The 13,367-nt window shown below is 61.8% G+C and carries 14 protein-coding genes; 8 read left to right on the top strand and 6 right to left on the bottom strand.

Annotated features, from left to right (window positions below):
• Position 1: 1 nt before the first annotated feature.
• Positions 2–1,702, bottom strand: a complete 1,701-nt coding sequence (locus P9272_RS08455; protein ID WP_278160161.1) for a histidine kinase — start codon at positions 1,700–1,702, stop codon at positions 2–4.
• Between the two features lie 220 nt (positions 1,703–1,922).
• Between P9272_RS08455 and P9272_RS08450 the strand changes: the two genes are divergently transcribed.
• The 8 genes from P9272_RS08450 (at position 1,923) to P9272_RS08415 (ending at position 9,788) form a co-directional block, all read left to right on the top strand.
• A complete protein-coding gene (locus P9272_RS08450; protein ID WP_278160224.1) occupies positions 1,923–2,837 on the top strand; it encodes an alpha/beta hydrolase in 915 nt (304 codons plus the stop codon).
• 83 nt (positions 2,838–2,920) lie between these two features.
• The gene (locus tag P9272_RS08445) at positions 2,921–3,487 is read left to right on the top strand and encodes a hydrolase (protein ID WP_347404041.1); all 567 of its coding nucleotides are present in this window, start codon (positions 2,921–2,923) and stop codon (positions 3,485–3,487) included.
• A gap of 48 nt (positions 3,488–3,535) precedes the next feature.
• The gene (locus P9272_RS08440) at positions 3,536–4,378 is read left to right on the top strand and encodes an alpha/beta hydrolase (RefSeq protein ID WP_278160159.1); all 843 of its coding nucleotides are present in this window, start codon (positions 3,536–3,538) and stop codon (positions 4,376–4,378) included.
• Between the two features lie 201 nt (positions 4,379–4,579).
• Positions 4,580–5,422, top strand: a complete 843-nt coding sequence (locus P9272_RS08435; RefSeq protein ID WP_278160158.1) for an alpha/beta hydrolase — start codon at positions 4,580–4,582, stop codon at positions 5,420–5,422.
• Between the two features lie 419 nt (positions 5,423–5,841).
• Positions 5,842–6,120 carry a DUF2249 domain-containing protein gene (locus P9272_RS08430; RefSeq protein ID WP_278160223.1) on the top strand — a complete coding sequence of 93 codons (279 nt, stop codon included), beginning with the start codon at positions 5,842–5,844 and terminating at the stop codon, positions 6,118–6,120.
• A 94-nt stretch (positions 6,121–6,214) separates the two neighbouring features.
• Positions 6,215–6,679, top strand: a complete 465-nt coding sequence (locus tag P9272_RS08425; RefSeq protein ID WP_278160157.1) for a (2Fe-2S)-binding protein — start codon at positions 6,215–6,217, stop codon at positions 6,677–6,679.
• Positions 6,676–7,545 (top strand): FAD binding domain-containing protein, encoded by an 870-nt coding sequence (locus tag P9272_RS08420; RefSeq protein ID WP_278160156.1) that lies wholly within the window; start codon positions 6,676–6,678, stop codon positions 7,543–7,545. Before P9272_RS08425 ends, P9272_RS08420 begins: the two co-directional genes overlap by 4 nt.
• A gap of 5 nt (positions 7,546–7,550) precedes the next feature.
• Positions 7,551–9,788, top strand: coding sequence for a molybdopterin cofactor-binding domain-containing protein (locus P9272_RS08415; protein WP_278160155.1), 2,238 nt, complete (start codon positions 7,551–7,553; stop codon positions 9,786–9,788).
• Positions 9,789–9,822: 34 nt separating this feature from the next.
• On the opposite strand, the gene mog is transcribed toward P9272_RS08415, so the two are convergent.
• The 5 genes from mog to P9272_RS08390 all read right to left on the bottom strand — a co-directional run bounded on the left by mog (position 9,823) and on the right by P9272_RS08390 (position 13,263).
• The gene (gene mog, locus P9272_RS08410; protein WP_128256622.1) at positions 9,823–10,326 is read right to left on the bottom strand and encodes a molybdopterin adenylyltransferase; all 504 of its coding nucleotides are present in this window, start codon (positions 10,324–10,326) and stop codon (positions 9,823–9,825) included.
• Positions 10,327–10,332: 6 nt separating this feature from the next.
• Positions 10,333–11,247, bottom strand: a complete 915-nt coding sequence (locus tag P9272_RS08405) for a U32 family peptidase (RefSeq protein WP_278160154.1) — start codon at positions 11,245–11,247, stop codon at positions 10,333–10,335.
• Positions 11,248–11,250: 3 nt separating this feature from the next.
• Complete coding sequence (locus P9272_RS08400) at positions 11,251–12,249, bottom strand: peptidase U32 family protein (protein ID WP_278160153.1); 999 nt, start codon at positions 12,247–12,249, stop codon at positions 11,251–11,253.
• On the bottom strand, positions 12,246–12,764 hold the full coding sequence (locus P9272_RS08395; protein ID WP_278160152.1) for an SCP2 sterol-binding domain-containing protein: 519 nt from the start codon (positions 12,762–12,764) through the stop codon (positions 12,246–12,248). Before P9272_RS08395 ends, P9272_RS08400 begins: the two co-directional genes overlap by 4 nt.
• Positions 12,765–12,840: 76 nt before the next feature.
• On the bottom strand, positions 12,841–13,263 hold the full coding sequence (locus tag P9272_RS08390) for a hypothetical protein (protein ID WP_128256619.1): 423 nt from the start codon (positions 13,261–13,263) through the stop codon (positions 12,841–12,843).
• Between the last annotated feature and the right edge of the window lie 104 nt (positions 13,264–13,367).

Genomic DNA, 13,367 nt, shown 5'->3' with positions numbered 1-13,367 from the left:
TTCAAGCCTCCTGCGAGGGCAATGTGATGCGCACGGCCGTGCCCTTTGCGGGCGAGCTTTGAACAACCAGCTGACCGCCTATTCTTTCGACCCGCTCCCTGATTCCGAGCAAGCCGTATCCATCATTCTTGCTCGAGGGATCAAAGCCGCGTCCGTCATCATGCAGATCAAGGCAAACTTCTCCCGGCAAGAAAATCAGCTTGGCGGTAAAGAGTTTCGCCTGTGCATGGCGCAAGGCGTTGGTCAGAATCTCCTGACCGATACGAAACAGATTCTCCTCCGAATTCGGAGGCAGCGATCGCGGTGCGCCAAGCACCGCGAACTCCATTTTCAGGCTGGTTCCTGCCGTCATCTTCGTGAACAACTCGGCCAGCGCTCCGCTGAGGTTGCTGTCGTCCAACACCTGTGGTCGCAGGGCGTGCACGGAACGCCGGGCTTCGTTGAGACTTTCGCGAGCCAGGCGACGGGCGCGGTCCAGATGCTCTCCAGCTTCTCTTGAAAGGCCCCGCAGATTAGCATCCTCAGCAGCTTCCAACTGCACGATCACGCCCGTAAGCCCTTGGGCAAGAGTGTCGTGTATGTCGCGTGCGATGCGATTGCGCTCCGCGATCACGGCCGTTTCGCGTGTCTGAGTCGAAAGGCGCGCGAACTGGATCATCAGCATCACTTGGTTAGCCAGTGCCTGGGCTAGGTCCATCTCCTCGGCGCCGAACACCTTTTTCTCGACGAAGCGAATACCGATCGCGCCTTCAAGGCGGCCGGCAACGAACATCGGCACCAGCAGCACGGTAATGATGCCCATCGGGAGCAGACGATCGCGCAGAGCAAAGGCTGGAACGGTGCGGATGTCTTCGATGAGACTGGGCTTGCTCGTACGAAAGACCTCCGGCCACGGCCAGCGCTCTTCCATCGGCAACCATTTGTCCATGCCGGCGAACCGCGGATCGGCGCTGGTTACGACCCGGCCGTCTTCGAAGGCCATCTCGATGGCTATCATTCCGCTCTCGGGATCCAGCCGCCAGACGCTGATGCTATGCGCATCGAATTGCTCGGTGATGATGCGCAGCACGTGTTCCACCAACTTGTCGGCGGCTGGCTCCATCGCCAGCGCGTCGAGCGTGCTCTTGAGTGCCTCGACCTGGCCGCGCGACAGGTTTTCCGAAGCACTGAGCGCCTGCTCGACTCGTTTGCGCTCTTCGATGTCCGTGTTCGTGCCGTACCACCGGACCACTGTACCCGACTCATCGAGCAGCGGCGCGCAGCGCAACAAAAACCATCGATACGCGCCATCGGATCGGCGCATCCGTGCTTCGTGCTCGTCCGGACGTGCCGATTTGATGATCTCGCCCCAATGTTCCACCAGGCCGGGGAGGTCTTCCGGATGGATAACGTTTATCCAGTTCCAGCCCAGCCCCTCTTGCATGGTGAGCCCGGTGTAGGCGCACCATTGGGTGTTCAGAAACTCGACCGAACCGTCCGCACCGCCGAACCAGATCAATCCAGGTGTCGTGTCGGTGGCGAGTCGAAAGCCCGCCTCCCACTGCCGCCGGTCCGCATGGATACGAAGTGTTTCGTTCTCTTCAGTGAGCCGGGCTGAAACCTTTTGGCTGGCATCGAGGTCACTCCTCGAGCGGGCCAGTTCTTGCTCGAGCAGTTTCAGCTTCGCTCCCGCGTCGTGGGTTGTTCCCCTGCCGGTATCCATGACGCTTCCTTGCCCGTGTGAAAGCAGCCTTATCACTCCTGCTTTCACACGGAACGAAAAATCGTGCGCGGGCGGCAGCGCAAGAAAAGGCCTGCTTTCTTCAATCCAGGTCAGATTCAGGCAATTCAACGGGACCACGGAGACCTATTGTTCTCGAGGCCAGATCGCCCTTCAGGCCGAGACAGCTCGGCTCACATGCTCAAGATTTTGGGAGAACAACATGCTCAAGATGGTGATAGCTGCGTTAGGTGTGATGCTTCTTACCTTGCCGGCGACGGCTCGGATTGTCCCGTTTCCTTCCGAATTTAAGGCTCAGTCGATCGACACCAATGGCACCAGCCTTTTCGTTCGCGTTGGCGGTAAGGGGCCTGCCGTGCTCTTGCTGCATGGCTTTGGCGACAGCGGCGACATGTGGGCGCCGCTCGCTGCCAGGCTGATGAAAGACCATACGGTGATCGTGCCGGATCTGCGCGGCATGGGGCTCTCGGCCCATCCAGATACCGGCTACACCAAGAAAAACCAGGCGGTCGATATTGCCGGCATCCTGGATCATCTGAAGATCGACAAGGTCGATCTCGTCACCCACGACATCGGCAACATGGTGGGCTACGCCTTCGTCGCCCAGTACCGCGACCGCGTCACACGCTGGGCCGTCATCGATGCGCCGCTGCCTGGTATCGGCGATTGGGAAAACATCATCCGCTTGCCGCTCTTGTGGCATTTCAACTTCCGTGGCCCCGATATGGAGCGATTGGTGGCGGGCCGGGAGCGAATCTATCTCGACCGCTTCTGGAATGAGCTGTCGGCGAATCCCAAGGCCATCGATGAAGCGACACGCAAGCATTATTCGAAGCTCTACGCCCGACCGCGTGCCATGCACGATGCCTTCGAGCAGTTCGCCGCGTTCAGCCAGGATGCTACCGACAACAAGGAATTTGTCGCTAAGGGCGGCAAGGTTGCCATGCCAGTGCTGGCGCTAGGTGCCGAAAAATCCTTCGGCATGGGTCAGGCTGATGTTCTGCGCTTTGTCGCAACCAATGTAACCGCCGGGATCATACCCGGCTCAGGACACTGGATCATGGAGGAGAATCCAGACGCCACAATCAAGCTCGTCACGGATTTCCTTGCCAAGTAACCGCCCAGGCCACCAAGCCGCGTGCCTAAAGGGAGAGACCCATGGCAAGTCGACCCACGCGCAATCCAGTCCAGGACCATCTTTTGACGCCCAGCAACTGCGCCGTGGTGGTAATCGACTATCAACCGGTCCAGGTAACGTCCGTAGCGTCAATGGACAGGCGGACCCTTGTCGCCAACATCGTAGCGCTGGCGAAGACCGCCAAACTCTATGATGTACCGGTCGTGTTGACGACGGTGAACGTCAATACCGGGCGCAACCAGCCCCTCATTCACCAATTGCGCGACATTTTGCCGACCGTTGAACCGATCGACCGCACGGCGATCAATGCATGGGAAGACAAGGACTTTGTCGATGCCGTCAGGGCGACTGGCCGAAAGAAGCTCGTTATGGCCGCTCTCTGGACCGAGGTATGCCTGGCCTTTCCCGCGCTCGATGCGTTGCGCGACGGTTTCGAGGTTTATGCCGTGGTCGATGCCGTCGGCGGCACCTCTGTGGTGGCACACCAGGCCGGGCTCGAACGCATCATGCAGGCGGGGGCAGTGCCCGTAAGTTGGGTTCAGTTCGCCTGCGAACTGCAGCGCGACTGGCTCCGCGAAAAGACGGCTCCCGGCTTCGCGGAAATCGTCTTCGCCGTCGAAGGACATTGAGCCGACACCTCCGCAAGCCTCAGCTTGGCAGCTCGACAGGAGAAGAAATTGAGCCAGCAAGTTCTCAACCCAGTCATTGATCGTTTCGAGGGTGACGGCGGTTTGAAGATAGCCTTTCGGTCATGGCGCCCATTCGCCAAGCCGAGCGGCGTCGTCGTTGTCGTCCCCGGCTTCAATTCGCACGGCGGCTACTATGGTTGGGTGGCCGAGCAGCTCATGGGCGACGGTCTGGCCGTCTATGCCGTTGACTTGCGCGGACGCGGCTGGTCGGATGGCGAGCGCTTCTATGTCGACAAGTTCTCCGACTATGTCAGCGATGTCGCGGGCATCGTCGACATTGCCAAAGCGCGGGAGCCCGGCCTGCCGGTGTTCCTGCTGGGGCATAGCGCAGGCGGTGTGGTCGCCTGCCTCTACGCGCTGGAAAACCAGGCGGGGCTCGCGGGGCTGATCTGCGAGAGCTTCGCGTTCGAGGTGCCGGCACCGGACTTCGCCCTTGCGGTGCTCAAGGGGCTCAGCCACATCGCACCGCACGCGCACGTCCTGCATCTCAAGAACGAGGACTTTTCGCGCGACCCGGCCATCGTCGAGGCCATGAATGCCGATCCGCTCATCGCCCATGAAACCCAGCCGAGCAAGACGATTGCTGAGATGGTTCGCGCCGATCAGAGGCTCAAGGACGAGTTTCCGCTAATGACGCTGCCCGTGCTCATTCTGCATGGCACGGCCGACAAGGCGACGAAGCCGAGCGGCAGCCAGCTCTTCTATGACACTGCCGGCTCGGCCGATAGGACGCTGAAGCTGTATGACGGCCATTTCCATGATCTCCTCAATGACAGGGACAAGGAGATCGTCATGGCCGACATCAAAGGCTGGATCGACGAACGTCTTTGAAACCGATGATCGATTCGGGGCGCTGTCAATCGGCAACTGGACCGAGGTAATCCGCCGCTTCGTCCTGGCCGCGTGGCAAACAGGAGTTCGGAACAACGACTTCGCCAGGCAAGCCTCGCGGCGCGCGACCGCTCCCATTGCGACGGCCGTACCAGCCATCGCAATGGAAAAATTCACCCCAACCAGCAAAGGATCTCCGACATGAGCCAGAGCTTCGTCAGAACCAAGGACGACGTCGAAATCTTCTACAAGGACTGGGGCCCAAAAGACGCCCGACCGATCATGTTCCATCACGGCTGGCCACTGTCTTCGGACGACTGGGACGCCCAAATGTTGTTCTTCGTCAACCAGGGTTTTCGCGTGATCGCTCATGACCGCCGCGGCCATGGGCGTTCCGCTCAAGTCTCCGGTGGTCACGATATGGACCACTACGCCGCAGACGCCTCGGCGGTGACCGCACACCTCGACTTGAAGAATGCCGTTCACATCGGCCACTCCACCGGTGGCGGTGAAGTGGCGCGCTATGTCGCCAAGTTCGGCGAGCCGCAAGGTCGCGTTGCCAAGGCCGTGCTCGTCAGTGCCATTCCGCCACTGATGCTGAAGACGGAATCGAATCCGGGCGGCCTGCCGATCGAAGTCTTCGACGGAATTCGCAAGGCGCTGGCCGATAACCGGGCGCAGATGTTTCTCGATTTTCCCGCTGGCCCATTCTATGGCTTCAACCGGCCGAACGCGAAAGTTTATCCAGGCGTGATCCAGCATTGGTGGCTTCAGGGCATGATGGGTAGCGCAAAGGCTCACTATGACGGTGTCAAAGCCTTCTCGGACACTGACCAGACCGAGGATCTGAAGAAGATTACTGTGCCTACGCTGGTCATGCATGGCGACGATGATCAGGTCGTGCCAATCGACGACTCGGCCGAGCTGTCGGTCAAACTTCTGAAGAACGGCACTCTGAAGGTCTATAAAGGTTACCCGCACGGCATGCTGACGACGCATGCGGACGTCATCAACCGCGACTTGCTGGCTTTCATCAAGGGCTGAACGAAACTTTGAGGTTCGTTCGCATTCACACCAGCTCGTGGCGGGATGTGGCCCGCCACGAACGTGGGGCAAGAGATGATTCTGCCTAGCCGTGCATTTAAGTCGGTGGAGGTCCGTGAGATCCTTGCTGCTGTGCGAGCGCCCAGAGGCGTACTCAGAACCGTGGACTCGCTTCCGCGTCTGCTGGCTCATCTCTGTCGCATAGCTGGGCGACGGCGCCCGATCGTGCGCGCTCCACTTTCTAGCGACGCATGTAGGGATCCTGCGCGGTCGGGCATTCGCAACCGGTCTTTACCCAGCGCACTTTCTGCGAATTGTTTGCGCTGCGACAAATAAGCGGATTTCGAACGGGCTAGATTTTTAGGCCGGATCGGAGAGTCGGCTGTTCGGCGCTTTCCGCAGTAGTGGAGAGTATGAACATGTCTGAATCAGAACTCGCATCCCTGCCTCTGCTAGACATACGCGCTATCTCGCCTATGGAACGCCATCCTCGAATTCTCGGAATGGTCCATGCGTTGGCCGAGGGGCAGTCGTTCGTAATCGTGAACGATCACGATCCGCGACCTTTGCGCTATCAGATGGAAGCCAGATATCCTGGCCTGTTCGATTGGGAATACCTGCAGCAAGGGCCGGATATCTGGCGCGTTGAGATCAAGAGATCGCTGTCGTCCGGCTGCGATTGCTGCTGCGGCGGCTGATGATCAAGACCAATGCCCGATGGCACGAGGTGCTGGCATGAGCCGCCACTAAGGGCAGGCCATCTAAACATCAGATGCGAGAGCGTTCCCCGCCATGAAAGTATCTTTGAAAATCAACGGCCAAGCGGTCGAAACGGAGGTTTCGGCCGCCTTGCGGTTAAGCAGGTTTCTCCGCGACGTCCTTGGCCTGACAGGTGTCAAGGAAGGCTGTTGCGAAGGGGAGTGCGGAGCCTGCACAGTGCTGCTCGATGGGAAGCCGATCAACTCCTGCCTGATGCTGACCTTCCAGGCCGCGGGGCGCGAAGTCACTACAGTCGAAGGACTCGACGGAAGCAGCGGCCTGCAAGATGCGTTCCTGCAATTGGGCGCAGTGCAATGCGGTTACTGCACGCCGGGGATGCTGGTGGCGGCCGAAGGACTCTTGCTTGACAAATCCAGTCCATCCGAAGCCGAGATCCGCCATGCGCTGGCAGGCAATATCTGCCGCTGCACGGGTTTCGAGACCATTGTCCAGGCCGTTGCCGCCCACGCCGCCACTCGCGAGGGGGCCTGTCGATGAGCGAGACCTCGGTCGCCGCACCGGCCGACCTGGCGGAGCTGCGGGCGATGCTCTCCGCGGTGGCGGGACCGATAAATTTCATCGGCGGCGGGACGGACATGCTGATCGCAGGCCGTCCGATGCCCGCAGTCGGCTTGCTGATTGATCTCTCACGCATAGCGGGCATGGCCTTCATCTGCGCCGATGACGGCGGCATCCGTGTCGGAGGCGCTACGACTGTTGCCGCGATCGCCGCGCATCGCGGCATCGCAACGCGGCTGCCTGCCCTGGCCGAGGCTGCCGCGCAATGTGGGTCTGTTCAGATTCGGAACCGCGCCACCATCGGCGGCAACATCGCAAATGCCGCCCCAGCCGCCGATCTTGTACCCGTGCTGGTCGCAGCGAAAGCCCGCCTGGGATGCATCGGGCGCGACGGCGCGTCGCGCGAGCTCGCAATTTGCGACTACGCGCCTGACCGCGGGTTCCTGATCGCGGAAGTGATACTGCCGCGCGACGGCCTCCTTCCACGCAGCGCTTTTGTCAAACTCGGACCCCGGCTGGACCTCAGCATCTCGCGTCTCAACATCGCGCTGTTGGCGGAGTTCCAGGATGGTCGTTTTGGCGATGTCCGAATCGCCGCAGGAGCGCTGGGGCCTCGGCCGCGGCGCTTGCGGATCGCGGAGGCGGCGCTCGCCGGCAGAAAACTCGAACATGCCACACTGCGTGATTTTCTTGCAGCTTTGGCCGCCGATGTCGATGCGGCGATCCCGGGTCGCAATTCGCAAGCCTACAAGCGTCGCGCGATCTCCGGGCTGGGCCTCGACCTGATCGCGCAAGCGGTGGGACTGAGTCCGCGCGACCAACTCTTTGAGGACGTGGTGCAATGAATCAGTTGTCGCGCCGCGTGCCGCTGGTTGACGGTGTCGCGAAAGTCACGGGCGCGTTGCGCTTCACCGCCGACCTGGATGTCGAAGGTCTGCTGCACGGCGCGCTCGTGCTGAGCACCCATCCCCATGCTCGAGTCGCTCGTGTCGACCCTGCCGCCGCGCTGGCGGTAGAAGGGGTGCATGAAGTGTTCTGGCATGGCAACACGCCCGCTCACCTCTACAACAGTTCGATATGGTTTTCGGGGCAGAAGGCGCTGGCGGACGAACAGATGTTTCCGCAAGTCGTCCGCCACATTGGCGATCGGGTGGCGGCGGTGATTGCCGATACCGAAGAAATCGCACGCCGTGCGGCGAGGCTGATCGAGGTCGACTATGTCGACCTTCCAACGATCTTCGATCCCGAAGTCGCGCTCGGTCATGCCGGGCTGCCGCTGCGGCAGGACGATACTCCAACGTTCTTGAGCCCCGTTGCCGGCGAGACTTTCGTCTACGGCGACCCGGAGGCCGGGTTCGCCTCCGCCGATCTGATCGTCGAGACCCGCGTCACAACTCCGCGAAGCCATCATTGCGCCGTGGAGACTCACGCCTGTATCGCTAGGCCCGAACCCGACGGCCGCATCCTGGTCCTGTCGCCGTGCCAGAGCGTCTTTGCCGTTCAGGCGGTCGTCGGCCAGGCGCTCAGCCTGCCATCCGAGAAGATAAGGGTACAAAAAACCCCGATAGGCGGCTCGTTCGGAGGAAAGGCGGAGCCGATCCTCGACCCTCTCTGCGCCTTCTTCGCCCTGAAACTCAACCGGCCGGTGATTATTCGCTACGACCGGCAGGAGACATTCACAGCAACCCGCACGCGCTCCAGCGTCACGGGGCGGATGCGGATCGGATTGAAGTCCGACGGCCGCATTCTTGCGCGCGAGACCGAGACGGTCGTCGACATCGGCGCCTACTGCACCGGCGGCAATTACCTGCCAAGTTCGATGCTTCAGCGGCTGGTGCGGCTCTACGACGTACCGGCGGAGCGCTACAGCGGCCGCGCCGTCTACACGAACACCGTCCCGGCAGGCGCGTTCCGGGGCTATGGCTCGCCGCAGATTCACACAATGGCGGAGATTTCGCTGGATATAGCCGCCCGCCGCATGGGAATGGATCCGGTGGCCCTGCGCCAGAGGAATCTCGTCGGCCCGGGCGCGATCGAACCTTGGCAGGGGCTCGACCTTGGCAACGCCCGGGGCCGAGAGTGCCTGGCGCGCGGGGCTGAAGCTTTCAGCTGGGTCGGACGCCGCCAGAGGGGTGTCGGGCGAGGGCGGTGGCGACGGGGGGTAGGGGTTGCCTCGGCTACCCACATCAATGGCTGTTATCCAGGCTTCCATGAAGAAACCACGGCATCTTTAAGGCTGTTGCCGGACGGGCGGGCCGAGCTCATCTGCGCGCTTCACGATCTCGGTTGCGGGGCCGACACCACATTGGCGCAGATTGCAGCCGAGACGCTGGGACTAAGGGCGTGCGACATCGTCATCGTTCCCGCCGATACCGACACCTGTCCCTACGACCTCGGCACGCGCGCCAGTCGCATGACCTACATCTGCGGGGAAGCCATCCGTCGCGCGGGCGTCAGCCTTGCAAGGTCGGTCCGCGTAGCCGCGGGCCTGGAGTTGAATACGCCAGCCGATGATCTGCGCCTGGAGGCCGGCACTGTGCGTCGCCGGGATGACGCCGGCGTCGCGTTACCGGACCTCGCTGCCCGCTTGGCTAGCCGCGGGATCGAACTGCCGGCGGCAACCGAAAGTTATCGCGCCCAAGCCAATCCCGGCTCATATGCGGCGCATTTCGCGGAGGTCGAGGTCGACAGGCTTACCGGTCGAGTCAAGGTGACCGACTATCTCGCCGCTCATGACGTCGGCCGGGCGATCAATCCGATGCTGGTGGAGGGCCAGATCCACGGCGGAGTCCAGATCGGCATCGGCTACGCGCTCTATGAGGATGTCGCAATCGACCTCGCCACAGGTCGGATGCGCGGTGACAGTTTCAGCCGCTACACGCTGGCCAATGCGCCCGAGATGCCGCCGCTACGCGTGCTGCTCGTCGAAGAGGGGGAGCCCACCGGCCCCTTCGGCGCCAAGGCCATTGGGGAGATTGCGACGATCCCGGTGGCGGCGGCGGTGGTCAACGCCGTGAATGACGCCTTAGGTACCGAACTCACTGAACTGCCGCTTTCGCCAGAGCGCGTCCTTGCGGCGATAGACTGAGGAGGGGGGCGCCTGCCCCGGCTTGCTCGGCGGATCACCCTGAAAAAGAATTCACCACGATCGAGCCAGCGCCGATGAGTTCGAGACAGTAAGGCACGGCGGGGAAGACGGCGCTGAGGCACACGTCGATGGAGGACGGCTTTCCGGGGAGGTTTATGATCAGCGATCGGCCGCGGACCCCTGCGGTCTGGCGTGAAAGGATGGCGGTGCGCACATGCTGCAGGCTTGCCTGCCGCATCAGCTCGCCGAACCCGGGCAGTTCCTTGGTGATGACCTGCCGCATGGCTTCCGGGGTGAGGTCCCTTGGCGAGGGACCGGTTCCGCCGGTCGTCAGGATCAGGTCGGCGCCTGCCTGGTCGCAAAGCTCGATGAGCAGGTCGCGGACACTCTCCACGCCGTCGGGCACGATGCGGCGAACAAAATCGCAGGGCTGCGCCAGGACACGCCGAAGCCAGCGCTCTATCGCCGGTCCGCCGAGATCTTCGTACTCGCCGCGGCTTGCACGGTCGGAGATGGTCACGATCGCGATACGGGTCATTTGTAGTCAGGGCACCGCGGTTGCCTGCCAACCGGGCCTGGCATGGGCATACCCGTCGACCAGGGTGCCCGGGAGATCGAGGCATGACAGCGCGAAGCGGGCGTCTTCGGGCTCCTCCCTGCCGTCGGCAAGTCTTCTATAGATCCTCGCCACCTCGACCATGTCGCATGTCTGCGGGGACAGACGAAGGCGCCTGATGCCCTTTGAGGCAAGCGCGTCAGGGGCGGGGCAGAAGGCTTGAACCTGATTCGAAAGAGTCTGCACGCCGTTGACCGCAAGGAACTGCTGGTCGTCGAGCGTGTCGACCGCGAGACCGTCGGGATCCCTTTCGCATGTGAATTGGCACGAATCCTTGTGAAGGCCATGGATCCGCGCATGATAGCAGCGTCCGGACAGAGCGAGCGGCAGCCGCCCGAAAGCGAAAATCTCGAACTCGGCCTCCGGACATTTCACTGACATGGCGCCGACCGCCGCAAACGATAATTCCACGGGCGGGCAGATCGTCTGCGCGCCGAACCGGATCAGGAATTTCGCGGACGCCTCGTTGTAGACGTTTATAAACGGGCCCGTGACGAAGGCTTTGCCGGACCGTGATGGCAAGCCGGATACGTCATTGATCTCGACCAGCCGCTCGTCTCCGCAAATGTCCTCGAGGCTCTTGCGTTCCCGCACGGTCGCGGGCGCGGCAAGTGTGGACAGAATCACCTGCTTGCCGCCGCGCTCCAGCCGTTCGATCGCGGCCGGCCATGCAGGATCGGAAAACGGCATTCGTTTTCCGCAGACGACTTCACCGATGTGGACGCGCTCGACCGGAGCCTCGTCCGCTATCCTGCGGTAAAAGTCGAGGAGACGGTCGGGGGACCAATGGAAGAAGACCGGCCCAAGCGTCAGCATGGTTTCCGTTCGGACGATTTCGGGCACCGTCTATCTCCATTTCTTCTCGTAAGCGCCGGCCGTCTGCCGGGCCCCTTCCGACTGGCCGGCCAGAAGCCGGCCGATGTCGACGGGCTCACCGCCCTTTTCGACCGCGTCGACGGCTTTCCTGAAGGCGCGCACCACCTCGCTTACATAACCCTTGCCGCGCTGACGCCCCTCGATCTTCAGCGCAGTCACCCCGGCGGCCTTCAAGCCCGCGATCATGCCGCCGGCATTCAGACTGACGGGATCCTCGAACAGATGGGACGTCCTACCGCCGGCCTTGAACTTGCCTTTGCAGAGAGTGGGATAACCGACCGGCTGGCCGCGCTCATATCGGTCGATAGTGAAGCCGGACAGCCGCGCCGTCGTGCCGCCCGGCTCCTCGTCGTAGCTCACCATCTGCGGCGGTGAGCAGACACCGTTGAGGTTCGGCGATTTTCCCGTGGCGTATGATGAGAGATAGCAGCGTCCCTCGATCATCACGCAAAGGCCGCCGAAAACGAAGGCTTCGGTTTCCACGTCGATGGCGCGGTTCAGCGCCGCTATCTCCTGAAGCGAAAGAACCCTCGGAAGCACCACGCGGCGGACGCCGAACTGAGCCGCATAGAAGCCGATCGCTTCCGGCGTCGCCGCGGCGGCCTGCACCGACAGGTGAAGTCGGATCTGCTTGTGGTTCTTGGCCACATGATCGAGGACGGCGAAATCCGCGGCTATGATGGCATCCGCTCCGCTTTCCGCCGCTGCGTCGGCAGCTTTCTTCCAGATATCGACATCGTCGACGCGCGCAAAGGTATTGATCGCAACCAGAACCTTGCTGCCATGGTCATGCGCAAAGCGGACACCTTCGGCGAACTCATCCCTGGAGAAATTGAGCCCGGGGAAATTGCGGGCGTTGGTTTCATCGCGAAATCCGCAATAAACCGCATCCGCCCCCGCCTGGACGGCTGCCCTCAACGTAGCAGGTGTTCCCGCCGGACAGACAAGTTCCATGCGTGTCGTCGTCATGCTTCCCGTGCCCCGCTGGGGTTCTTGTCGACCAACCGGCGCGCAACGCTCAAGGCGCCGAGGACACCCGTGTCGACATAGCGGGCCAGGATGCCGTGCAGTCCGAGCAGGTCTGCAGGGCGAAGCTCGGCATCCTCTATCGTATTCCTCAAGGCAAGCACCGCTTCCGTGCGCCCGCTTATCGAGATCACGCGGCTGAAGAACATCGCGTCGCCGTCAAGCGTACCGTCAAGCAGGCCCAACAGGGTCAGAAGCGGTCCTTTGATCTGCACGTCCGATCGAGCAGCCTCGTCCTTGCTTACGACGCGGACGCTGGATCGTTGTCCCTCCGGAACCACACGGAACGCGAATGCGAGGTCGACAGGATCGATACCGAAGCAGACCGATCGGGATTCGCCGAGGCGCTCGAAAAGGTTGGGCCGCCGCCTGGCAAGCGAGCGCAAGGACAATGTCAGCAACGGCCCGAGCGGCAGCCCTGCGACCGCCGGAAACAGCTGGCGAACAAATCCTGGCAACATTGGCTCGGCGTTTGGCGGCCGCATCTTCAAGCGTGGTCCGGTCTGGCTTCGATCATGAGGGTCCCGCGGCCTGCTAGGCGTCGCATCTCTTGCGGAGCAGCTTCGAGAAGTTCTCGCTGTTGGGGCAGAAATCCCGATAGTGGCCTTCGAAATCGAAGGCCTGCATATGATCGTGACATTTGCGGCGATGCGGACATGTGATGCAGGTTCGGGACAGGAAATGGTCACGCGCGAACTCCAGCGTGTCAAAATTGTCGGGGTCGATCCCGACTGAAAGCATCGCCAACGTAAGGAAATCCTGCGATGCGTGAGGCAGATGCATGGCCGCATCGAACTCGGCGGCCGACATGCCGATGTCGTTCAGCATGCCTGTGCATTCCTCCGGTCCAAGCGCCCAGAACTCCCGTCTGGCGGTCTTGCTCCGTCTGCGATCCTTGAAAACTGCGATTACGGCCCGGCAGGCATCAAAAGTGCCGTTGATTAGGTTGTTAGCCATCTGAACGTCTTCCCGACCGCCTCGGCATCGACCAGCCCTCACGCGGTTGGATTTAACGTACCGCCCGCAAACGTCCCGTTCTTTGACCTAGCGCAATGTTTTCG

Origin of the sequence: Mesorhizobium sp. WSM4976, from assembly GCF_029625685.1 — a bacterium.
Taxonomy (GTDB): domain Bacteria; phylum Pseudomonadota; class Alphaproteobacteria; order Rhizobiales; family Rhizobiaceae; genus Mesorhizobium.
The sequence above is the reverse complement of the archived record's forward strand: the minus strand, read 5'-3'. Positions and strand labels throughout refer to the sequence as shown.

Coding starts and splice junctions, on each gene's coding strand:
- P9272_RS08455 (WP_278160161.1), bottom strand. CDS start 1,702: ATGGATACCGGCAGGGGAACAACCCACGACGCGGGAGCGAAGCTGAAA.
- P9272_RS08430 (WP_278160223.1), top strand. CDS start 5,842: ATGTCTGAATCAGAACTCGCATCCCTGCCTCTGCTAGACATACGCGCT.
- P9272_RS08425 (WP_278160157.1), top strand. CDS start 6,215: ATGAAAGTATCTTTGAAAATCAACGGCCAAGCGGTCGAAACGGAGGTT.
- P9272_RS08390 (WP_128256619.1), bottom strand. CDS start 13,263: ATGGCTAACAACCTAATCAACGGCACTTTTGATGCCTGCCGGGCCGTA.
- P9272_RS08450 (WP_278160224.1), top strand. CDS start 1,923: ATGCTCAAGATGGTGATAGCTGCGTTAGGTGTGATGCTTCTTACCTTG.
- P9272_RS08435 (WP_278160158.1), top strand. CDS start 4,580: ATGAGCCAGAGCTTCGTCAGAACCAAGGACGACGTCGAAATCTTCTAC.
- P9272_RS08400 (WP_278160153.1), bottom strand. CDS start 12,249: ATGACGACGACACGCATGGAACTTGTCTGTCCGGCGGGAACACCTGCT.
- P9272_RS08420 (WP_278160156.1), top strand. CDS start 6,676: ATGAGCGAGACCTCGGTCGCCGCACCGGCCGACCTGGCGGAGCTGCGG.
- mog (WP_128256622.1), bottom strand. CDS start 10,326: ATGACCCGTATCGCGATCGTGACCATCTCCGACCGTGCAAGCCGCGGC.